Annotated in this window: 16 protein-coding genes and 2 pseudogenes; 8 read left to right on the forward strand and 10 right to left on the reverse strand. The window is 65.8% G+C overall.

The window, feature by feature from the left end; genetic code table 11:
• The 4 genes and pseudogenes from CCR82_RS02680 to CCR82_RS02695 all read right to left on the reverse strand — a co-directional run.
• A pseudogene (locus CCR82_RS02680) lies at positions 1 to 477 on the reverse strand (hypothetical protein); the annotation flags it as partial.
• A gap of 2 nt (positions 478 to 479) precedes the next feature.
• Positions 480 to 2,897 carry a penicillin-binding protein 1B gene (gene mrcB, locus CCR82_RS02685; RefSeq protein WP_338073086.1) on the reverse strand — a complete coding sequence of 806 codons (2,418 nt, stop codon included), beginning with the start codon at positions 2,895 to 2,897 and terminating at the stop codon, positions 480 to 482.
• Between the two features lie 46 nt (positions 2,898 to 2,943).
• The gene (locus tag CCR82_RS02690) at positions 2,944 to 3,759 is read right to left on the reverse strand and encodes an ABC transporter permease (protein WP_201243855.1); all 816 of its coding nucleotides are present in this window, start codon (positions 3,757 to 3,759) and stop codon (positions 2,944 to 2,946) included.
• 32 nt (positions 3,760 to 3,791) lie between these two features.
• Entirely contained in the window at positions 3,792 to 4,718 is a 927-nt protein-coding gene (locus CCR82_RS02695) for an ABC transporter ATP-binding protein (RefSeq protein WP_201243820.1), read from the reverse strand.
• 96 nt (positions 4,719 to 4,814) lie between these two features.
• Here CCR82_RS02695 and CCR82_RS02700 point away from each other — a divergent pair, with 96 nt between their 5' ends.
• From CCR82_RS02700 to CCR82_RS02725, 6 genes and pseudogenes are all read left to right on the forward strand, one after another.
• Positions 4,815 to 5,297: a hypothetical protein gene (locus tag CCR82_RS02700; RefSeq protein WP_201243821.1), complete on the forward strand. Its 483-nt coding sequence runs from the start codon at positions 4,815 to 4,817 to the stop codon at positions 5,295 to 5,297.
• Positions 5,298 to 5,362: 65 nt separating this feature from the next.
• Entirely contained in the window at positions 5,363 to 5,956 is a 594-nt protein-coding gene (locus tag CCR82_RS02705; protein WP_201243822.1) for an Hsp20/alpha crystallin family protein, read from the forward strand.
• A 25-nt stretch (positions 5,957 to 5,981) separates the two neighbouring features.
• The gene (gene mtaB, locus CCR82_RS02710) at positions 5,982 to 7,304 is read left to right on the forward strand and encodes a tRNA (N(6)-L-threonylcarbamoyladenosine(37)-C(2))-methylthiotransferase MtaB (protein WP_201243823.1); all 1,323 of its coding nucleotides are present in this window, start codon (positions 5,982 to 5,984) and stop codon (positions 7,302 to 7,304) included.
• Positions 7,305 to 7,324: 20 nt separating this feature from the next.
• Positions 7,325 to 8,359, forward strand: coding sequence for a sodium:calcium antiporter (locus CCR82_RS02715; protein WP_201243824.1), 1,035 nt, complete (start codon positions 7,325 to 7,327; stop codon positions 8,357 to 8,359).
• A gap of 136 nt (positions 8,360 to 8,495) precedes the next feature.
• Positions 8,496 to 10,613, forward strand: coding sequence for a VTT domain-containing protein (locus CCR82_RS02720; protein WP_242513204.1), 2,118 nt, complete (start codon positions 8,496 to 8,498; stop codon positions 10,611 to 10,613).
• Positions 10,606 to 11,289 (forward strand): annotated as a pseudogene (locus CCR82_RS02725) (endonuclease/exonuclease/phosphatase family protein); the annotation flags it as partial. The gene CCR82_RS02720 and the pseudogene CCR82_RS02725, both read left to right, overlap by 8 nt.
• Here the strand turns inward: CCR82_RS02725 and CCR82_RS02730 are convergent.
• The 3 genes from CCR82_RS02730 to CCR82_RS02740 form a co-directional block, all read right to left on the reverse strand.
• Complete coding sequence (locus CCR82_RS02730; RefSeq protein ID WP_338073087.1) at positions 11,227 to 14,610, reverse strand: efflux RND transporter permease subunit; 3,384 nt, start codon at positions 14,608 to 14,610, stop codon at positions 11,227 to 11,229. The pseudogene CCR82_RS02725 and the gene CCR82_RS02730 overlap by 63 nt on opposite strands.
• Positions 14,607 to 15,695, reverse strand: a complete 1,089-nt coding sequence (locus tag CCR82_RS02735) for an efflux RND transporter periplasmic adaptor subunit (RefSeq protein WP_201243827.1) — start codon at positions 15,693 to 15,695, stop codon at positions 14,607 to 14,609. Before CCR82_RS02735 ends, CCR82_RS02730 begins: the two co-directional genes overlap by 4 nt.
• 265 nt (positions 15,696 to 15,960) lie before the next feature.
• Complete coding sequence (locus CCR82_RS02740; RefSeq protein ID WP_201243828.1) at positions 15,961 to 17,673, reverse strand: coiled-coil domain-containing protein; 1,713 nt, start codon at positions 17,671 to 17,673, stop codon at positions 15,961 to 15,963.
• A 98-nt stretch (positions 17,674 to 17,771) separates the two neighbouring features.
• On the opposite strand from CCR82_RS02740, the gene CCR82_RS02745 reads away from it, so the two are divergent.
• Positions 17,772 to 18,470, forward strand: a complete 699-nt coding sequence (locus tag CCR82_RS02745) for a DUF502 domain-containing protein (protein WP_201243829.1) — start codon at positions 17,772 to 17,774, stop codon at positions 18,468 to 18,470.
• A gap of 42 nt (positions 18,471 to 18,512) precedes the next feature.
• Here CCR82_RS02745 and CCR82_RS02750 read toward each other — a convergent pair whose 3' ends face one another.
• From CCR82_RS02750 to CCR82_RS02760, 3 genes are all read right to left on the reverse strand, one after another.
• Positions 18,513 to 19,238, reverse strand: coding sequence for an aminodeoxychorismate lyase (locus CCR82_RS02750; protein WP_201243830.1), 726 nt, complete (start codon positions 19,236 to 19,238; stop codon positions 18,513 to 18,515).
• Between the two features lie 96 nt (positions 19,239 to 19,334).
• Positions 19,335 to 20,618 (reverse strand): alpha-amylase family glycosyl hydrolase, encoded by a 1,284-nt coding sequence (locus tag CCR82_RS02755; RefSeq protein ID WP_201243831.1) that lies wholly within the window; start codon positions 20,616 to 20,618, stop codon positions 19,335 to 19,337.
• Positions 20,615 to 20,812 (reverse strand): hypothetical protein, encoded by a 198-nt coding sequence (locus tag CCR82_RS02760; protein ID WP_201243832.1) that lies wholly within the window; start codon positions 20,810 to 20,812, stop codon positions 20,615 to 20,617. The genes CCR82_RS02755 and CCR82_RS02760 overlap by 4 nt, the downstream gene beginning before the upstream one ends.
• Positions 20,813 to 20,948: 136 nt before the next feature.
• Between CCR82_RS02760 and CCR82_RS02765 the strand changes: the two genes are divergently transcribed.
• A complete protein-coding gene (locus CCR82_RS02765) occupies positions 20,949 to 22,073 on the forward strand; it encodes an FIST signal transduction protein (RefSeq protein ID WP_201243833.1) in 1,125 nt (374 codons plus the stop codon).
• Positions 22,074 to 22,077: the final 4 nt, after the last annotated feature.

Genomic DNA, 22,077 nt, shown 5'->3' on the forward strand with positions numbered 1-22,077 from the left:
CTCGGGGGCGGGTGGGGCGCTCGCCTCGGTGGCGCCCTGTGTCGGCGGTGTCGTCTCGCGCGGTGCCGGTCGTGCGGTCCGCTCAGCCGGGCGGCTGGGCTGGGCTGGCGCGCGCTCGGGCGCGCGAGCCGGGTCCTGGCTCGGCTCGCGTGCGGCTTGCGCGGGCTCGGCTGGCTGTGGCGGGCGCGCTTGGTCTTGGGACGCGGGCGCGGCTTCGGATGGAGCGGCGGCGTCGCCGTTGGTCGTGGCCTCGGCGCCAGGCTGCGCGTCATTGATCTGCTCGGGTGGGGTATAGGCATAGACGCGCGTCGGTTCCGGCGCGGGGGGCGCTTCGGGCTGCGTCTCGATCGGCACCGGCTCGACGCGGGGGGCGGAGTGGCTCTCGACGATGGGTGCCGGTGGTCCGCTGCGTTCCATCGACGAACAGGCGCTGAGGGCGAGCGCGAGGAGCGTGAGCACAGAAAGAGGCTTGTACATGGTCAGTTGCCGTAGAAATCGCTCATGAAGGGACTGGTATTGCGCGGCTCTTGGCGCTCGCGCGGTGGCGGCGGTGCAGGTTGGGGTTGCGTGTCTTGCCTGTCCTGCGGGCGTTTTGGCGCCGCATCGTCACCGCGAGGTTCGCTGTCGCTGTCGCCGCCACCGCCACAGGTGGTGGCACCGGCATGGCCGCGACTGAAGGGGATGTCGCGCTGCCCGCAGGCATCGGCCAGTTCGATCGAATTCGGGATCTCATCGCTCAGCGGTTGGCTGTCGATCTCGGCCATGATGTCGCCCCAGACGCGCAAGGCCCCACTGGAGCCGGTCAGGCCCATCGGCTTGTTGTCATCGCGCCCGACCCAGACCACGGCCACCCGGTCACTGCTGAAGCCGGCGAACCAGCTATCGCGCATCTCGTTGGTGGTGCCGGTCTTGCCGGCGACCTGCATGCCCTCGGGCAGGCGCTGCTTGAGCCAGGTGGCGGTGCCTTCCTCGACCACCTTGCGCATCGCCCATTGGGTGAGATACGCCGCATCGCTGCTCACGACCGGCTCGACTGCGAGCGGATACCGGTTGAGCGGCTGTCCGTCGGCATTGAGCACCTCGCGAATCGCGCGCAGCGGGGCACGAAAGCCACCGGCGGCGATGCTCTGGTAGACCTGCGCCAGCTCGATCGGTGGCAGCGAAACCGAGCCGAGCAACATCGAGGGCACCACCTGGATCGGACGCACCGCGCCGAGACGCTTGAGCATGCTCGCCACCTCGTCGATGCCGACCTGCAGCCCTAGGTTGATCGTCGCTAGGTTGTACGACTTGGCCAGGGCCCGATAGAGCGGCACGTTGCCGTGGACGCGGCGATTATAATTCTGCGGCGTCCACAGCTGCGTGCCCACGCGCAGGCTGATCGGCCGATCGGCGATGGGGGTGAGCAGCGAGAAGCGCTCCGGCCGCGCCAAGGCGGTGAGATAGATGACGGGCTTGATCGCCGAGCCGACCGAACGCACGGCATCCAGCGCGCGGTTGAAACCGGCGTAGTCGGTCTTGCGTCCGCCCACCAGCGCCAGCACCTCGCCCTGCGAGACCGAGGTCACCACGGCCGCCGTCTCCAGGGTTCCGGCGGGCAACCCGCGCTGAGCATCGAGCTTGGGCATGCGCTCACCGATGGCGGCCTCGGTCTGGGTCTGCATCAAGGGGTCGAGGGTGGTGAAGATGCGCAGTCCCTCGGAGCGCAGATCGGCGTCGCGATAGTCGCGTTGCAACTGACGGCGCACCAGTTGGATGAACGCGGGATAGTCACCGGACGGCCGGGCGCCGCCCTCCTCGATGCCGAGCGGAGCGGCCTTGGCGGCCTCGGCCTCCTCGGCACTGATGACCTGATGGTAGGCCATCAGATCGATGACCAGGTTGCGGCGCTCGGTGGCCTTCTCGGGATGGCGGCGCGGGTTGTATTCGCCCGGCCCCTTGAGCACCGCGACCAACAGGGCGACCTGGGGCACGCCGAGTTCATCGAGGTCGCGGTCGAAATAGAAGCGGCTGGCGAGCCCAAAGCCGTGGATGCCGCGGCTGCCGTCCTGGCCGAGATAGACCTCGTTGGCATAAGCGGTGAGGATTTCTTCCTTGGAGTAGCGGCGATCGAGCAGCACCGCCATGTAGGCCTCCTTGGCCTTGCGCTCGAGGGTGCGCTCCTGGGTCAGATAGAAGTTCTTGACCAATTGCTGGGTCAGGGTGCTCGCGCCCTGCACCGTGCGCCCGGCCAGCAGGTTCTCGTAGGCGGCGCGCAGGATGCCCTTGGGGTCGATGCCGTGATGCTGATAGAAGCGGCGATCCTCGACCGCGAGCAGGGTCTTGATCAGCATCGGGGGGAGCTGTTGGCGGCTCAGCAGGACCCGGTCTTCATTGTGCGTGGGGTAGATGCTGGCGATCAGCGCCGGGTCGAGCCGCACCAGGGCGAGGTCACGGCCGTTGTCGCCCGAGCGCATATCGGTGACGAGGCCATCGGCGATGCGTATCGCGATCCGCTGCTCGGGCTCGGCGCCATCCCAGAAGCGAAACGCCCGCGTGCGGACCAGGATGCGGTCATCGTCGACATCAAAGCTGCCGGCGCGCTCGACCTCGGCCGAGCGACGGTACTTGAGCCGCTCGAGTTCGCCGATCAGCGCCTCCCGCGTGATCGGACGCCCGACATAGAGTTCCAAGGGACGGGCATAGACGCGCGCCGGGAGCGCCCAGCGCTGGCCCTCGAATTTCTCCCGCACGACTTCGTCGAGCTGCACGCCATAGAGCGCGAGCGCCAAGCCGCCCGCGATGAGCATGAGCAACAGGCCGCTGAACACGAAGCCGAGAAACAGGCCAAGCCCAGAGCGGCGCCGCGCTGGGCGGCGACGTTTCTTGGCGGGAGCGGTGATGTTGGGGTTGGCCACGAGGCGTGATTCCTAGGGCAGGTGCGCGCTGCGTCTGCTGCGCAGTTCAATGTTTGATGCCGACGCCGCGCTGCAGCAGGCTCAGACTGTAAACGCCGAGGGCGACGATGAAAAGCGCGATGATCGAGAAGGCGATGCCGAGCGGGATGTCGCTGACACCGAGCAGGCCGTAGCGGAAGGCATTGATCATGTAGAGGATGGGGTTGGCGAGCGAGAGCGTCTGCCAAGGCTCGGGGAGCAAGTCGATCGAATAGAACACCCCGCCCAGATAGGTCAATGGGGCCAGCACGAAGGTGGGGACGATCGAGATGTCATCGAAGCTGTTGGCATAGACCGCGTTGATGAAGCCGCCGAGCGCGAACAGGATCGCGGTGAGCAACAGGATCAATAGGGTCACGGCCAGATTGTGAATACTTAAGCTGGTGAAGAAGGCGGCGACGATCATCACCACGATGCCGACCGTCAGCCCACGCGCGACGCCACCCGAGACATAGCCGGCGAGGATGATCCAGTTCGGGGCCGGTGACACCAACAGCTCCTCGATATAGCGCGAGAACTTACTGCTGTAGAACGAGGAGACGACATTGCTGTAGGCGTTGGTGATCACCGCCATCAGCACCAGGCCGGGGACGATGAAATCGATGTAGGGCAAGCCCTCCATCGGGCCGATGCGATCGCCGATCAGGCGCCCGAAGATGACGAAATAGAGCGTCGTGGTGATCGCCGAGGGCAGGATGGTCTGCACCCAGATGCGCGAGAAGCGCATCACCTCCTTGCTGAACAGGGTCATGAAGGTGATGCGGTAGCGGCGCCAGCGGTTGCCCTCGACCAGCGGGGCTTGCGCTTGCCGGGGATCTTGCATGGACTGTTGGTCGGGATTCTGTCTGATCTTGCTCATCGTGCCGCCTCGCGTCCTGCGTCGACGCGATCGAGAAAGAGCTTCTCGAGTCGGTTCTGTTTGTTGCGCAGGCTGAGCACTTCGATGCCGTGGTGCGAGAGGGCCTCGAACAGGCCGTTGAGGGTATGCTCGCGATCGATCTGCACCTCGAGCGTGCTCTCGTCGATGTGCTCGATCATGAACGCGCCGAGATCGGGCAACTGGCCAAGGCGCCCCTTGAGATTGAGCACGAAGGTCTCGGCATGCAGCTCACCGAGCAGGGTGGCGATATCGGAGCGGGCCTGGATGCGTCCCTGATCGATGATGGCGAGATGGCGGCAGAGGCTTTCTGCCTCTTCCAGATAATGGGTGGTGAGGATGATGGTCGTGCCCCCGGCGTTGATCTCACGCATGAAGCCCCACATGGCGCGCCGAATCTCGATATCGACCCCGGCGGTGGGCTCGTCGAGGATCACCAGCCGCGGCCGATGCACCAGCGCGCGGGCGATCATCAAGCGACGCTTCATGCCGCCGGAGAGCAGGCGCATCTCGGTCTCGCGCCGATCCCAGAGATCGAGCTTGCGCAGCAGCATCTCGGCGCGCTCGCGGGCCTCCTTGCGCGGTACGCCGAAGTAGCCGGCCTGATTCAGCACCACCTCGATCACCGGCAGGAAGAGATTGAAATTGAACTCCTGCGGGACGACGCCGATGTTGGCGCGCACGGCTTGCGGCTCATGGTCCAGATCGTGGCCGAAGACGTCGACCCGCCCACCGCTCTTGCGCACCAGCGAGGTGATGATGCCGATCAGCGTCGATTTGCCGGCGCCATTGGGGCCGAGCAGGGCGAAGAAGTCGCCGGCCTCGACCTCGAGGTCGACATCTTGCAGAGCCTGGAGGCCATTGCCATAGGTCTTGTTGAGGCGGTGGACGCTGAGTGCAGTCATGCGATAAGACGTGTGTGCAAAGCCGCCTACGCTAGCACGTTCAGCCCGATTGGTTGCAACTGCCGTCGCTTGTCCAAGAGAGAGATTGAGGGTCCGATGCTCCATTACCGCGAACACCGTGATGAAATCGACGCGCTGCTGCGCCAGCTCCAACCGCTACAGCCGCTGCGGGTCGAGCCGGGCGCGGCGATTCCGGGCTCCTTTTGGGGCGCGCCCGAGGCCGGCTTGATCAGCCCCTTCATCTATCTGCGCGACGATACGCCGGTGCATTCGGCGCTGCACGAGGCCGCGCATTTCGTCTGCATGGATGGCGCGCGGCGCGCAGCGCTGCATACCGATGCCGGTGGCGATGTCGCCGAGGAGGATGCGGTCTGCGTGCTGCAGGTGCTGATGGCGGAGCAGCTGCCGAGGGTGGGGCCTGAGCGCCTGTTCGCCGATATGGATGCCTGGGGCTACAGTTTTCGGCTCGGCAGCACTGCGGCTTGGTTCGAGCAGGACGCCGAGGAGGCGCGCGCCTGGCTGCGGCACCATGGACTCATCGATGTCAACGCGCGCCCGACCTGGCGGCTGCGGACCTGATGCGAACCGCTATAATCCCTCCCAACCACTTGCCTGCTTTGCGCTTTTTGGGAGGGTTTCCACCGATGACACGCTGCTTGACGACTGCCGCGCTTGGCGCCGGCGGCCTATTCGCCGGACTCCTGCTGCTCACCACGGTCGCCGTTGCCGGCACGCCCTATGGCCCGCCTATGATGCCGGCGCATGGCCCGCTTACGCCGGCGCATGGCCCGCTTACGCCGGCGTATGGCCCGCCCACGCCGGTGTATAGCCCACCCATGCAGGCGTTCGGGCCCGCTGACACGACGGCGAGTAGCGCTGCCCACTCCAGCCCTCGACCTCATCCGGGACGGATTCGGATGCGGCAGGAACGCACCGAGGATCAGTACCTGTTGATCATCGATCTCGAGGGTCTGCCGCCGGAGCATGTCGAGATCCGCCCGTTTGGCCGCAGCCTGATGGTGCGCACCCGTGTCGATGCCCGCACGCATCGGTCCGAGTCGTTCGACGATGGGCGTGGCTATCGCGAGAGCTACCGCATCTCGACCGGCAGCCGCACGCGCCGACTGCCGGTGCCGCCGGATGGCGATCTCGCCAGGCTCGAGCGCGTGGATAGCGAGCAGCAGGTGCGGGTGACGATCCCGCGCGCTGCCGCTCAGGCCGCGCCGTCTTGGCGCTAAGGCGCTCAGCCCTGGATCGACCGACGTGCGCGTCAGGCTGAGTACCCTGGGTTGTCGCCTGAACGAGGCCGAACTCGCGGGTTGGTCACGCGCGTTCGAGGCGCGTGGCTGTCGCCTCAGCGGCGAGGGTGAGGCGGCTGATCTGATCGTGGTCAACACCTGCGCGGTGACCGCCGAGGCGGTGCGCAAGTCACGCAAACTGTTACGTCGGTTGCAGCGTGAGCACCCGCGCGCGCGCACCGTGGTGAGTGGTTGCGCGGTCTCGCTGGAGCAGGAACCGTTCGGTGAGCTGGGCGTCGATCTGGTGGTGCCAAATCAGGACAAGGATCACTTGGTCTCGATCGCGCAGCAGGCCCTGGCATTGCCATTGATGCCCGAGGCCGCGACCGAGCCCGGCGCGGCGGCGTTGTTCGCGCGCGGGCGGCAGCGCGCCTTCATCAAGATCCAGGACGGCTGCCGCTATCAATGCAGCTTCTGTATCACCACCCGCGCGCGCGGCGCCGAGCGCAGTCGGCCGCTCGCCGAGGTCTGCCACGAGATCGACCAGCTCGTGGCCGATGGCGTGCAAGAGGTGGTCCTGACCGGGGTACACGCCGCCGGCTATGGGAGCGATTGCGGCGCGAGCCTGAGCGAGCTGCTGGCCGCCGTACTCGCCGAGACCGAAGTGGCGCGGGTGCGTCTCGGCTCGGTCGAGCCCTGGGGGCTGCCGGAGCACTTTTGGGCGCTGTTCGAGAACCCGCGCCTGATGCCGCATCTGCACCTACCGCTGCAGAGCGGGGCCGACAGCCTGCTCAAGCGCATGGCGCGACGGTGCAAGACCGCCGAGTTCGCGCGCTTGGTCGAGACCGCGCGCGCGGCCGTGCCCAACCTCAATATCACCACCGATCTCATCGTCGGCTTCCCCGGCGAGAGCGATGCCGAATGGGCCCAGACCTTGGCCTTCGTCGAAGCGATCGGCTTCGGCGATCTGCACATCTTCAGTTATTCACCGCGACCGGGCACCGCCGCCGCCGAGATGCCCAATCAGGTGGCGAGCGAGGTAAAACGCGCGCGCGGCCGCGAGCTGCACGCGCTGGCACGCAGGCTTAAGCGAGCCTGGCTAGAGCGGCAGGTTGGTTCGGTACAGCCAGTCCTTGTGGAGGGGTTGGTGAACGGGGACGATGCGTCGTCCCGGGTCGGCTATACACCAGACTATCTTCAGGTACGTCTGGCAACGGCGGGCGCTGATTTGAGTAACCGGATCATTCCAGTACGTATCGATGGGGTGTTGGATCGCCCGGGCGATTGCCTGCTGCGTGGGCTGCCGGTCGAGCAGTGGGTCGTGCGGCATGTAGAGCGGCTGCCTTGAGCGCCCAGGCGCTGGGTAACATGGCCCCCGATCAGCTCTCGCTACCCTTAACGCTGCTGCTGTTCGGCGGTGGCAGCCTGGTGATCGCACTCGTCGGCTCGCGGCTGACGCGCATCGCCGATCGCCTTGCCGACCACACCGGTCTCGGTGAGGCGGTGTTCGGTGCCGTGCTGTTGGGCGCCGTGACCTCGTTGCCCGGTAGCGTCGCTTCGATCACCACGGCTTTGGCTGGGCGTGCCGATCTAGCCGTGGGTAATGCGGTGGGCGGGATTGCGGCGCAAACGGCTTTCCTCGTGGTGGCGGATGTCGTCTACCGGCGTGCTAATCTCGAGCATGCTGCGGCCTCGGTGACCAACATGATCAATGGCGCGCTGCTCTGCGCGCTGCTATCGCTGCCGGTGTTGGCCGCGACCGGCCCGGAGATCAGCCTGTGGGGCGTGCATCCAGCCTCGCTGATCATCCTTTTGCTCTATGCGCTTGGGTTGCGACTCGCCTCCCAAACCCAACAGGCGCCAGGCTGGGCGCCAGTGCGCACGGCGCTGACCCTGGAGGATGAGCCTAGCGAGGCGCCTGCGTCGAGCGCGGATGTGGGCTGGTGCCTTTGGGGCGCCTTCCTGCTCGCGGCGGCAACAGTGGCGGTGGCGGGTTGGTTGGTCGGCGTTTCCGGGATTGCGTTGGTGCGCCACACCGGACTCTCCGAAACCTTGGTTGGCAGTCTATTTACCGCAGTTGCGACCTCGTTACCGGAGCTGGTCACCACCGTGGCTGCGGTGCGACAGGGGGCGCTGACGTTGGCTGTTGGTGGCATCATCGGTGGCAATACCTTCGATGCCTTATTCCTAGTCGCGGCTGATGTTGCCTACCGCGAGGGCTCCATCTATCACGCGATCAGCGCGCAGCCGCTGTTCATCATCAGTCTGACCATCCTCCTCACGGCGATCTTGCTGATGGGACTGATCCGTCGCGAGCGGCGTGGTGTCGCCAATATCGGTTTCGAGAGCGCCGCGGTGCTTGTCTTTTACTTGGCCGGTATGGCCACCTTGGTTGCTTGGTGAGAGGATGCGCTCGGATGGAGGACGCGAGACGATGACGGAATCGAATCCAATGACGTTAGTTCCTGGGCACAACTGCTGGCGCGTCGAGACAGCGTCTCGGGTCGGCCTGTGTGTTGATGGTGAATGCTACTTCAGCATGTTGCGACAGAGCCTAATCGCGGCGCGTCGTTGTATCGCGATCGCGGCCTGGGACATCCACAGTCGGCTCGAGCTGGTGCGTCCGGATCCAGGGGATGGCTGGCCGACCGCGTTCGGCGATCTGCTCACGCGGTTGCTCGATCTGCGACACGAACTCGAGATCTTTATCCTGCTCTGGGACTACGCGCCCATCTACGCGCTCGAGCGCGAGCCACTGTTCTTCGGCGAGGTGCCCTGGCACAAGGATGCGAAGAAGCGCCACCCGCGGCTTCATTTCATCCTCGACGACCAGCATCCGCTGCTCGGCAGCCAGCACCAGAAACTGGTGCTCATCGACGGCGCGCTGGCCTGGTCCGGCGGCTTCGACATCAGTAAATGGCGTTGGGACAGCGAGGCGCATCGCGCCGATGAGCCGCGCCGGCGTGATCCGGACGGCGACCCTTATCCGCCCTTCCATGACCTGCAACTACTGCTTGATGGCGCCGCCGCGCGCGCGCTCGGCGAGCTGTTCGCCGAGCGCTGGGCGCGCGCTGGTGGCGGCGTGCCGAGTGTGCTCCAAGCGCAAGGCTCGCACCACTCGGTGGACACCGAGGCGCGGAGCGATCCCTGGCCCGAGTCGCTCGAGCCACTGCTACGCGAGCAGGCCATCGGTATCGCTCGCACCCTGCCGAGGTTCAAGGAGTACGCCGAGGTGCGCGAGGTCGAGCAACTGTATCTGGACATGATCGCGGCGGCGCGCGAGCTGATCTACATCGAGAATCAGTATCTGACCTCGCGTGCAGTCGCGGATGCGCTACGGTGTTCTCTGTCGCGGCCGGAGGGACCCCAAATTCTGATCATCCTGCCGCGCGAGACCGGCCATTGGCTCGAGCAGCACACAATGGACCTGATCCGCGCCCGGTTACTGAACGAGCTGCAGTCGGTAGATCAGCATGGACGGTTGCATTGCGTTTATCCAGACCTGCCAGCGCTCGGCGATGATTGCCTGATGGTACATGCTAAGCTGATGATCACCGATGATCGCGTGCTGCGACTCGGTTCCTCAAACCTAAGCAATCGCTCGATGGGGCTCGACAGCGAGTGTGATCTCTGTCTGATCGGCGAGAGCGAGGCCGCGCGCACCCAAATCCAACAGTTGCGACGGCGCTTACTCGGCATGTTTCTGTGGCGCTCGCCCGAAGAAGTGGCGCATATCGAGCAAGACGCGGGGGCCGTGGCATCGGGCACGGCCTCGGCGCGGTGGGGGCGGGCGCTCGCGCGTCTCCTTGACGATGAGCAGCCTCCTAAGCGCGCGGAGGCGGGCGATGAGCGCTTGTATCTGCGTGTGCTCGAGCCCGAACTCGACCCGGAATGGAACCGACAGTTGCCCGATGAGCGTCTCATCGATCCGGATCGGTCGCTCTCGCCTGACTGGGTCGGTGATGTGGTCGTCGGTGATGAGCTTGAGCCGCAGGCGCGGTGGCGCGCCTTGTTTGGCATTGGGTTGGTGCTTGCGTTTTTGGTGCTTGCGGCGCTTTGGCGTTGGACACCGGTCGGTGACTGGCTCGAACCGCAACGCCTCGCCGAGACCGCGCGGACTCTGACCCACTCTGCCTGGGGGGTGCCGATTGTGCTCACGGCCTTCGTGATCGCCAGCCTGGTGGCTGTACCGGTAACCCTGTTGATCTTGGTGACCACCCTGGTGTTCGATCCACTGCTCGGCGCGCTGATCGCCCTCGTTGCCTCGGCGATCGCCGCTGTCGGGGGGTATGGTATCGGTCATTACACCGGCGCCAAGACCGCGAAGAAACGCCTCGGCGGACGCCTTGGCGAGCTGCGTGAACGTCTGACCAAGGGTGGAATCTTCACGGTGGTCACACTGCGCATCGTCCCGGTGGCGCCGTTCGCGGTGCTGAATCTGCTCGCTGGCGCGTTGCAAGTGCGATTCCGTGATTACGTCCTGGGCACCCTGATCGGGATGGCGCCGGGGGTGATCGCAATGGCGTTATTTTCGGAAGGGCTGCTGAAGCTACTTGGACGGACCGATATGCGCTCACTGGCGTTGGTCGTGGGCGCGGTGGTGCTCGGCGGTGGTCTGCTCTGGCTTGGACATCGCATGCTACGCAAGCATGTCTAAGGCCAAGCCCGCGCGGGGCGGCGCACTCGGTGCTCAAACCGACTCCGAGATCGTCGTCGTCAGCTATAACATCCATCGTGCGGTGGGTGGCGATGGTTGCAAACAGCCGTTGCGTATCGCTGAGACCATCGCCGCGCTCGATGCTGACCTGATCGCGCTGCAAGAGGTCGAGACGCCTGCCAATGTCGCCGCGCCACGGATCTTCCTGCAACGCCTACACGAGCTTGGTTATGAGGCGGTGCTCGGTCATACCATGCTGCGTGGGCCGCATCACTACGGCAATCTGCTGCTGAGTCGGCTGCCGGTACTGAGCCAGCAACGGCTGGACATCAGCCAACCAGGGCGCGAGCCGCGTGGGCTGATCGATGTGGAGGTGGCATGGTACCCGGATGTGGTTGCCGGCACCGGCGCTACCGGTTTGCGCTGCCTGGCGACCCATCTGGGACTGAGAGCGTCGGAACGTCGGCGCCAGATCGCGGCGATCCTCGCGCATCTTGATGAGGTGGCGGCCCTAACGCGGACGCCTCTGGTGCTCATGGGTGATTTCAACGAGTGGTGGCCTCGTCAGGGCCGGTTGGCGTCGCTCAATCGCCATCTCGGCGCGGCGCCGGCGCTAGCGAGTTTTCCGTCGCGCTGGCCGCTGTTGGCGCTGGATCGACTCTGGTTCGGGGCTGACCTTGAACTCATCGAGACCGAGGTTGTGCGCACCAAGGCCACTCGTGCCGCCTCGGATCATTTGCCCCTGCGAGCGCGGCTTCGGCCCCACCTCGGCGGTGCTGGAGCCTAAGCGCCCTTTCAGGTTGTCGCCTGATGCAGCCTGATCTGGGTGAAGGGAATGGTCCAGCCGTGCTGGTGACAAGCCTCGACCAGGATGCGTTGGATCGCGCCGCGGATGAGTTCGGTGCGGGGCGCGAGTGATAGCCGACCAGGTCGCGAGCTGATCGCCGAGCACCAGCAGGCAGGGTGTTAGCACCAAGGTTAACAGGGTCGCGACGCTGAGTCCGCCGACGATGGCACTGGCGAGCTGCGTCCACCATTGCGTGGAGGGCGCGCCGAAGCTGATCTCGCGCCCCACCAGGTCGATGTTCATCGACAACACCATCGGCATCAGCCCGAGCACCGTGGTAAAAGCGGTCAGGAACACCGGCCGCAGGCGCCGGCGACCGGTTTCCAGGGCCGCATCGATCGCCTCCCGGCCCTCGCGGCGAAGCCGATTGTAGGTGTCGATGAGGACGATGTTGTTGTTCACCACGATACCAGCAAGGGCGATGATGCCAAGGCCGACCATGACGATGCCGAACGGCTGGCCGGTGATCAGCAGGCCCAGCAAGACGCCAGCGGTCGAGAAGACGATCGCCGAGAGCACCAGGATGGCCTGATACAGGCTGTTGAACTGGGTCACCAACACCAGGGCCATCAAGAAGAGGGCGCTGAGGAAGGCCTGGCTCAGGAAGGTCGCCGCCTCGCGCTGATCGGCGTCCTCCCCCTTGAAGCGCAGACTCACCGCCGGGTCGACCGGCTGTTCGGCAAGCGCCTCGCGCAGGCGTCGTAGCTGGCTGTCGACGAGGGCACCCTCGGCGACATCGGCCTGCACGGTGATCGCCCGGCGCCCATCGACACGATGCAGGGTGCCGACCTTGGGCGCCGGCTTGACCTCGACGAAATTGCTGATCGGCACCATCCCATTGGCGGTCGGCACCGTCAGGCTGTCGAGCTGCCCAAGGGTGCGCTCCCCATCGGGAAAGCGCACCCGGATATCGACCTCATCATCACTGTCATCCGGCCGGTACTCGGAGAGCTGGATGCCCTGGGTGACCATCTGCACCGCATTGCCGAGCAGGGCGACATTGGCACCGTAGCGGGCCGCGCGCTCGCGATCCACCTCGAGTCGCCATTCGATGCCGGGCAGAGGGCGGTTGTCCTCGACATCGGCGAAGCCGCCAAGGCGCTCGATGAGCGCGCGCACCTGCTCGACCGCGCCCGGAATGCGGCTGGTCTCGCGGGCACTGAGTTCGACTTGAATCGGCTTGCCCTCCGCGGGGCCGCCCTCGGCCTTGCGCGTCTCGACCCGGATGCCCGGGATCGCGGCGGTGCGCGCGCGGATGTCCTCGAGGATCAGCTCGGCCGGGCGGCGCTGATCCCAATCGGTGAATTCCAGTTGAATGGTGCCGATCAGATCCTCGGCGCCGCCGCCCGCTTGTCCAGAGGCGCTGTTGTAGGAGCGTGCATAGACTGCGGCAAGGCCCGCCAGGCCGAGGATGCGCTGCTCGACCTGCCGCACGATGCGATCCTTCTCGCGGATGGAGAGGTCGCCGCGCGCATGCACCTGCACCAGTGCCATCTCGGGCTCGACCTCGGGGAAGAATTCGACCCCCTTGCCGAACTGCGCGTAGGCCGCATAAGAGCCGATCAGCGCCAGCAGCGCCACCGCCAGGGTCTTGCCGGGATGGCGCAACAGGGGCGCGAGCAGGGCCAGGTAGCGTTGGGTGATGGCGCCGGTCTCGGGAGTGCTGGACGGCATCTGGGGCGCGCGGGCGCTGATCGTCCACCCCAGCACGGGCACGAAGATCAGCGCCATCGCCAGCGAGGCGCTCAGCGCGATCAGCACCGTGATCGGCAGATACTTCATGAACTCGCCGACCAGACCCGGCCAGAACAGCAACGGGAAGAACACCGAGAGCGTGGTCAGGGTCGAGGCCGTGACCGGCCAGGCCATGCGCTTGGCGGCACCGGCATAGGCGGCGGCCGCGGGCTGGCCGGCGGCCAGGCGCCGATCGGCCAGCTCGGTGACGACGATGGCGCCATCGACGAGCATGCCGACGACCAGGATCAGGCTGAACAGGACGACGATGTTGATGGTGAAACCGAGCGCGTTCAGCACCAGGATGGCGCTCAGGAAGGAGCCCGGGATGGCGATGCCGACCAGTAGCGCCGAGCGCGGACCGAGCGCGGCGATGATCACGATCATCACCAGCAGGATGGCCGAGAGCACATTGTTCTGCAGATCACCGAGCAGTTCGCGAATCTGGTCGGACTTGTCCTGCATGTAGGCCACTTGCAGGCTCGCCGGCCAGTGCGCGCGCTCCTGTTCGACGATCGCGCGCACCGCCGCGATGGTCTCGATGATGTTGGCACCGACCCGCTTCTTGATCTCGAGGGTGACCGCCGGTTGGCCGCCGACGCGGGCAAAGCCCTCCGGGTCCTTGAATCCCCGGCGCAGGCTGGCGACATCACCAAAGGTCACCACGCGATCACCGACGGCCTTGACCGGCATCGAGAGCATGTCGTCGATCGACTCGACCACGCCCGGCACCTTGAGCACCAGCCGTCCAGCCCCGGTATCCAGGGCGCCGGCGGCGACCAGGCGGTTGTTGCTGCTGATCAGATCGAACAGCTCGCCATAATCGACGCCGTAGGTCTGCATGATCGCCGGCTCGACGATCACCTCCATCAAGGCCTCGCGATCGCCGCCGATGTCGACCTCGAGCACGCCGGTGAGCGCCTCGATGCGATCCTTGAGATCGCGCGCGATGCGAACCAGCCCACGTTCCGGCAGCGGCCCCGAGAGCGCCACCGTCAGCACTGGGAAGAGGGCGACGTTGATCTCGTGTACGCTCGGCTCGTCGGTCGCGGCGGGCAGCTCGCTCTGGGCGATATCGACGCGTTCGCGCACATCGGCGAGCGCGCGCTTGCTGTCGAAACCAGCCGTGAACTCGAGCTGCACCGAGGCGCGCCCCTCGGCGGCGACGCTGCTCATCTCCTTGACGCCTTCGATCGCTTGCAGCTCCTTCTCCATCGGCCGCACCAAGAGTCGCTCGGCGTCCTCCGGCGAGATGCCGTCATGGGTCATCGCGACATAGAGGATCGGCACCGTCACATCCGGCTCGGCCTCCTTGGGGATCGACTGGTAGGCGGCGAGCCCGGCGGCGAGCAAGAAGAGCAATGTGAGCAGGACCGTGCGGCTGCGGGAGAAGGCCAGCTCGATGAGCGCGTTCACGACGGATCCGTGGTCGCGGTGATCGGCTCCACCTGTTCGCCTTCGGTCACGAAGCCCTGCCCCTGGGTGATGATGTGCGCCTGCGGCGGCAGCCCGGAGACCCACACGCCCTCCATCTCGGTGCGCACCAGAGCGATGGGGTGGAAGTGCACCCGATCCTCGGCATCGACGGCGCGCACCCCGATGCGGCCGCTGTCATCCAGGGTCAGCACCGAAGGCGAGATGAAATGCGCGCGCGCCTCACCGATCTTGATGCGCAGCTCGGCGCTGACCCCACTGGCCAGACGCCGCTCAGGATTCGGGATCTCGGCCTCGACGCGAAAACTTCGGGTCTGCGCATCGGCGACCTGGGAGAGGTAGCTGAGCCGGCCTTCGGCCTGGCTGCCGTCGAGCAGCGTGACGTGCACCGGTTGGCCGGGTTCAAGCGCGCTCGCGCGCTGCTGAGGCACCTGGCCGACCGCCTTCAGGCGGCTGTTGTCGACCAGCTCCAGCACCTCGTCTCCGCGCTGCAGCAGGCTGCCGAGTTCGATCTCGCGGGCCTCGACCACGCCAGCGAAGGGCGCGCGGATCCGCAGCCGCGCGAGTTCGACCCGCAGGCGGGCGATCTCGGCCTCGGCGCGGGCCAGGGCGGCCTGGGTCTGCTTGATCTGGGTGCGCGCCTGCAGGCCCTGACTGCCGAGCGTCTCGGAGGCACTGAGTTCGAGCTGACGGGCGGCAAGTTCGGCCTCGGCGCGCGCGAGCTGCGCGGGTCGATCCTCCTCGGCCAATTCCACCAGCAGCTCGCCGGCGGCGACCAGCGCGCCCTTCTCGGCGTTCAGCCGCACGACCTTGCCGTCGGTCTCGGCGCGCAGCCGGACCCGGCGCCGGGGCTCGAGCTGCCCCTGGATCAGGATCTCGCGCTCCACCGGCGCGGCCTGGCTGTGGGTCACCAGCACCGTCATGTACCGCTGCGTGGCTGCCGCGTCGGGCGCGATGCGGGAGGGGGCGGGCTGCGCGGTGCGCGAGGCGCCGATGAGAGCGCCGGAGAGCATCCAAATGGTGGTGGCTGCCGCCAGTCCAATCGCTAGGATGACTGAGCGATGCATGGTTCCTGTTTAGGACATCCGAAAACGAGAAAGGTTTCTCCAACACATCGCACTCGCCAAGCCGCGCAAGGCGCATGGTCTCCTTGTCGCGCAGCTCCGAAAAGCCGGTGATGATCCCAAGCGTAGCAGACTCCCCCGATAATGGGGGCATCATACGATGCCTTCATCCGCGCTGGGCTTGGATGCGCTCAGCGCCAAGCGGCTTGCGCCCTCGCGCTGACCTCGCGCGCGCTGCGGCGCGCTAGCAGTCAGTCTGAGTGCCCCGTCAGCTCGTCGCCTGATGCAGTGTGATTTGGGTGAAGGGAATGGTCCAGTCGTGCTGGTTGCAGGCCTCGACCAGGATGCCTTGGATCGCACAGCGGATCCGTTCGGCCTGCGGGGCGGCGGTGCCGTCGAGCCGCACCTCGATGCGGTAATCCAGCGCCGAGGTGCCGGCGCGCTCGAGGCTGACGCTGACCGCTTGCAACTGCGTCTCGTCGAGCCGCGTTGGCAGCGCCTCTTCGAGCGCCGCTTGCATCAGGCGCGGCACCTCGTCGGTGGCGATGGCCTGATGCCGGTAGTCGATGCCGAAATGTTCGACGAGACGGAACCCTTCGGAGAGTCGGCGCGGATGCTGCTGCAGGAAGCGGTGGGTCGGATAGACGATCCTGGCGCCGCCGAGGTCGGTCAGGCACACCGTACTTGGGCTCTGATGGCTGATCTGGCCGAGCAGCCCGTCATCGAGTTCGATCCAGTCGCCACGGCGGGTGGGGAACCAGGGCTCGTCCCGACCCGCCGGGCGCGAGTGATAGCCGACCAGATCGCGCACCGGTAGCTGCTGGCTGCCGCCTTCGAGTTCGGGGTTGACCAGTTGCGCGCGAAAGGCGAGCGATTCGACCCGGTAGGGCACCTCGTTGAAGAGGATGCGCTCGCCCTCGCGCACGGTGCCGACATTCAGGATCAGCTTCACCGATTCGATCTGGCTCGGCAGGGTGTTGATGCTGGCCCAGCCAATGCCGATCAGGAAGATGATGATGATGCCGAGCATGAACCAATCGCCGGCCGCGTTGAACACCGCCATCATCGCCAGCAGGCCGCCGAGGACGCTAAAGACATGCAGCAGCAACAGCGCCAGGCGGCTGCTGAGCTGCTTCTCGGCCTTGGGCTTGCGCTGGCGCATGATCTGGGTGGCGATCCAGCGCACGCCGAAGAACACCAGCGCGAAGGCGCCCACCGCCAGCAGCAGGTTCAGGCCGCGGGTCTGGAAGAACTTGCGCGCGTAGGAGGTGGTTTCATCGAGCAACGACTGGCGCTGCTCGAGCCTGTTCTGCAATTGCAGATCGAGCGCGGTGTAGCGGTTGCTCGCCTCGCTGGCGATGCGCTGCCAGTGCTCCAGGCGCGCTTCGAGACGCGTGCGCAAGGAGTCCGATGGCTCCTGCTCGAGCAGCCAGTGCAGGCGCTCCACCGCCTGTTCGGCCAGCTCTTTGCGCTTGCCCAGGGTCTCGAGTTCGGCACGCAGCTCGCCGATGGCACGGGATTCGGCCGTGACGCTCTTCAGCTCGGCCAGGATCGGCTTGAGCAGCTTGCTCAGCTCCTGCTGCCAGTCGAAGGGTTGATCGTCCTCCTCGACGAAGGGGCTCAAGTCGATCTCCAAGGCGAAGCGATCGAACTGGCGGCGATTGTCGGCCAATTCCGCGCGCAGCTCGCGCAGACGCGCGGCCAGGTCCTCGCGGGTGACCTGATCCTGGGCGTTCACCAATTGTTGCTGCACATTGGCGATTTGTTGCTCCTTGCTCGCCAGCGCCCGGTGCAGGGCGTTCAGCGACTGCAAGGCCGAGGGGTCGAGGGACTCGCCGTGCTCGGCATCGAGCCCGGCGGTGAGGCCCGCCGAGGGATCGCTGGGCGTCTCCTGAGCGAACAGGGGAGCCGCGCCAGCGCTCCAGATCAGAAGGAGCAGCAACGTCAACACCGAGGTCGACAGGGGAAAACAGCGGATCATGGGAGCCTCTCGAACTTGGAACTTGAAGTGACGAACACGCCTACAATAGGCGCCCTTTATGTACGCAAAAAGCACATGCTCGCCGTTGGAGCCGACTGATGCAAGACACCTCGCTGCTGACTCGATTGAGGAACTGGTTCCTGCAAGGCATCGCCTTGCTCGCGCCACTGACCATCACCCTGGCGCTGCTGATCTGGCTCGGCCAGTCGGTGGAGGTGTTCGTCGATGGCCTACTCCATCGTCTGCTGCCCGAGGCCTGGTATATCCCAGGCATGGGGCTGGTCGCGGCGCTCATCGTGACCTTGGCGGCGGGGCTGCTGGCGAACCTGTTCCTGGTGCGCTGGCTGCTCGAGCTCGCCGAACGCGTGCTCGACCGGATTCCGCTGGTCAAGAGTCTGTTTCAGGGGCTCAAGGACGTGGCCCGATTCTTTGCGCGCACCGGGGATCAGGACTTGGGGCGGCCGGTCGCCGTGACCCTGCCGGTTGGCGAGACCTCGGTGCAGTTGGTCGGCTTCATGATGCAGGAGCATGCGGAGCTGCCGTTGGTCGATGCCGGGGTGGAGGATGAGTCGCCCGATCTGGTGGCCGTCTATCTGCCGATGAGCTACCAGATCGGCGGTTATACCCTGTATCTCGAGCGCAGTCGGGTGCGTCCGCTGGCGGTTGGTGCCGAGCAAGCGCTGCGCTCGGTGATCACCGGGGGCGCCTTGAATGAGGCTGTGAGCAGCAATGGGCCGTCAGCCTCGGTCACGCCGATCGGGGGCCGGAGTCGAGCGCGCGGCGAGGACGAGTCCTGATCGGATCACCGCCTGGCCAATCGGCAAACCATCCGAAGCGGATCAGCGAGATCCGTGGTGTGCCGCGCCGAGCGGCACCGAGCGCAGCGGCCAGGCGTCGAGATCGCCGCTGACATCGAGCACCCGAAAGCGCACGAAGATCGACTCCGAGAGCCACGCCTCCTGCCGCGCCGCGCGCAGGGTGCGATGGTGCGGGCTCTGCCGGTAGGCGAAGGCGCGCATCTGCTCGGCGTTTTGCCACAGGCTGAAGGTGGCCAGGGTGCGCAGCGGTCCCTCGCCAAAACCGATGTGGAACAGACACCCCGGGGCCTCACGCAGATGCGCACGGATCTGCGGCACCGAGCGCCAGAACGCGCGCAGGCGGTTGTTGTGCACATGCGCGTGGGTGAGCACCGCGAGCGGCCCGTCATCGGCGCGCTCGCCGCTGTAGGCGAACGGTTCGCGCCCATCCCAGGTGCCGTGACCCGAGAGCGGTCGCAGCGCGATATGCAGTTGCGCCTGGCTCGGCCCGGCGATGCGTCGATAAAACCGGCTTTGCCGCAGGCGCTGATCATCATCCGCATCGGGCAGCGCGCTCATCAGGCAGTAGGTGCGCGGGTCGGGCAGGATCGAGAAGCCATCGTTCCCGCCGCAGCCCATCAGCCGGAACTCACCAGCGGGCACATCATCGCCGATGAACAGGCGGCGAAAGCCCATAAAAAGGAAGGCAACTGGACTGTAGCCGAGCGGATAACGGAAGAAGCTGAAGGTGACGCGGTCGGTCGGCATGCGGATAAGATATCGAGTTAGCGATCAAGGACAGCGGCCTTGGCGGTTGGCCAAGCTCGGGGCTGTCCGATGAGCGAGCGATGGCCGGCAACTGACTCAAGCATCCGATGACACCAGCACCCGCGCCATACCGGGCCCAAGCCAGAACTCGAACGGGGCGGGCAGCTCCGCCATCGGCCAGTCCGGCGACAGATCGCGAATCGGCCCCGGGGATTGGAGCAGGTGGTGCAAGTCATCAACATAGAAACGCTGGCGTGCCCAGGGATCTTTGTTGATGACCAATAGCGCCTGCCCCGGCCCCTGGAGGGCGTGCTTGCGCAGGACCAGAATCGCTGGATCGGGATGATCGAGCCACTCGATGCGACCTTCGCCAGCGAGCACTGGCACCGCGTCCTTGATCGCGTTGACCTGGGTGATGAAGTCGCAGAGATCGAGATTCGGCGTCTCCCAATCGTTTGGGGTGGTCTCGACCACGTCGAGGCGACGGCGGAAGCCGAATTCAAATCCGATCGGCATCATCACACCGCTCGCGAACAGGGCCGTGAACAGGTAGCGCTGCCGCAGTGCATCGGCATTGGCATGAAACTCCTCGAACATCCGCCGCGTGTCATGGCTCTCCGGGAAGCCGATCGAGGGCGCGATCTGGCGCGTCAGTTCATACTGCTCGAGCAGCCAGTTGCCATTGAAATCCCACCACTTGGCGCTGTTGAAGATGGCATCGAAGCCGGCCTCGGCGGTCTCGCGGGTCTGCTCGGGGCTGCAGCCGAGGGTCTCGGCGACAAAGACCGCCCCTGGGTGACGGTCGCGAATCCGGGAGATCAGTTGTTCCCAGAGCGCGGTCGGTAGCTGATAGGCCGCATCGCAGCGGAAACCGCGGAAGCCGAGCCCGATCAGATGTTCGACCAGACGCACGAAGTAGGCGAGCAGGCCATGCGGGTCATCGGCCTGCTGCAACGCGCGCTGATGGTCGAACTGCGCTAGATCGCGCCACACCACCTTGTTGCCGTTGGCCTCGACGCAGAACGGGTGCGCGATGCGGTTATTCTGACGCACGAACCAGTCGGGATGCTCGCTCAGCAGGGGACTGTCCTCGGCGCAGTGGTTGATGACCAGATCGATCATCAGCGACAGGCCCTGCTCGCCGGCGCGTTCGGCCATGGCCTGGACCTGGGCCTCCGGCGCTAAGCTCGATTCGGACGCGAGCAGGGCCTCGTTGATGGCGAAATAGTCGGCGATCGAGTACAGGCTGCCGGAGCGCCCAAGCTGCTGGATGGGGTTCACGAACACCCAATCGAAACCCATCGCGGCGGCCCGCTCTAGGTGTGGCGTCCAACGCTCGAACGGCCCGGCTAAGCGCGGAAACAGGTTGTAGAACTTCATTCGGCGGTTTGCTGTTCAGGAGGCTGCTGTGGATCCTTTGACGCGCGTTCCTTTTGATAGCCTTGCTCGAATTCAGCGGCGCCTTTTTCGACGGCGTTGACGGCCTTGCCTGTCTTTTCACCGGCCCAGGAGCAGGCGCCGAGGCTGAGCGACAGGAGCATCAAGGGAAGTGCATGGAAGAGACGTCGTTTCATAGGGGATTGCGAGGGTGATGGCTGGTTTTGAACGTCGTAGAGTATAGCCGCTAAGGCCCAGTCAGGACTCGCAAGCTGATAGACTGGGCGTCCCTGGCGAGGCATCGATCCTGTTCACGAGTAAGAGGCAAGAGCCATGCGCGCGCATTTCGACCCCAGTGGGACCGCCGACGGTCTGCTCGCCGCCCTCCAGGCGCTCAGCGCTGAGGGGGCCATCGGCGGCCTGATGGTGCTCGCCTGTGATGCCAACGGCTGGCAACCGCACCAGCTCGACCCGATCCTGCACGCCTGCCAGATGCCGGTGTTCGGGGGGATTTTCCCGCAGGTCACCCACCAGAGCCAGAACCATGAGCGTGGCACCCTGTTGATCGCCTTCGACGCGGTGCCTGAGGTCGCCTGTGTGCCTGGACTGAGCGATGCCGAAGCGGATTTCGACGCGCGCGTCGAGGCCGCCACCGAGCACTGGCCCGAGCCCCCGGAGGTGACCACCATGCTGGTCTATGTCGATGGGCTCTCGAGCCGGATCAGCGCGCTGGTCGATGGCTTGTTCACCAATTTCGGCCTGGAGAACAACTTCATCGGCGGCGGTGCGGGCTCGCTGAGCTTTCAGCAAGCCCCCTGCATCCTGACCAATGAGGGCCTGCTGGCCGATGTCGCCATCCTCGCGCGCCTGCCGATCCACAGCCGTCTCGGCGTCACCCACGGCTGGCAGCCGATCAGCGCGCCGATGAAGGTCACCGGCTCCCAGGGCAATGTCGTCATGACCCTGGATTGGGAGCCGGCCTTCGAGGTCTACAAGCGCATGGTGGAGGCGCACAGCGGCCAGGTGATGCATGCCGAGGCGTTCTTTGCGTTGGCGAAATCCTATCCCTTCGGCATGACCAAGCTCGACACCGAGATGGTGGTGCGCGATCCCCTGATGGTCGCCGACGGAAGCCATCTGGTGTGCGTCGGCGAGGTGCCCGAGGGGGCCTTTCTGCGGCTGCTCAATGGCACGCCGGACACCCTGATCGCCGCCGCCACCAAGGCGCGCGAGCTAGCCCTCCCCGAGGGGGTCGGCGAGGCGGCGGCAAGCCCGCTGTTCATCGATTGCATCTCGCGCGTGCTCTTCCTCGGTGAGCGCATCGTCGATGAACTCGACGCCGTCGGGCAGGATCAGCCCGTGAATGGGGCTTTCACCCTCGGCGAGATTGCCAATACCGGCGATGCCTTCCTGGAGTTCTACAATAAGACATCGGTGTTCAGCCTCCTGTTCGACTAGTGAC

The sequence above is a fragment of the Halochromatium salexigens genome (assembly GCF_016653295.1).
GTDB lineage: Bacteria > Pseudomonadota > Gammaproteobacteria > Chromatiales > Chromatiaceae > Lamprobacter > Lamprobacter salexigens.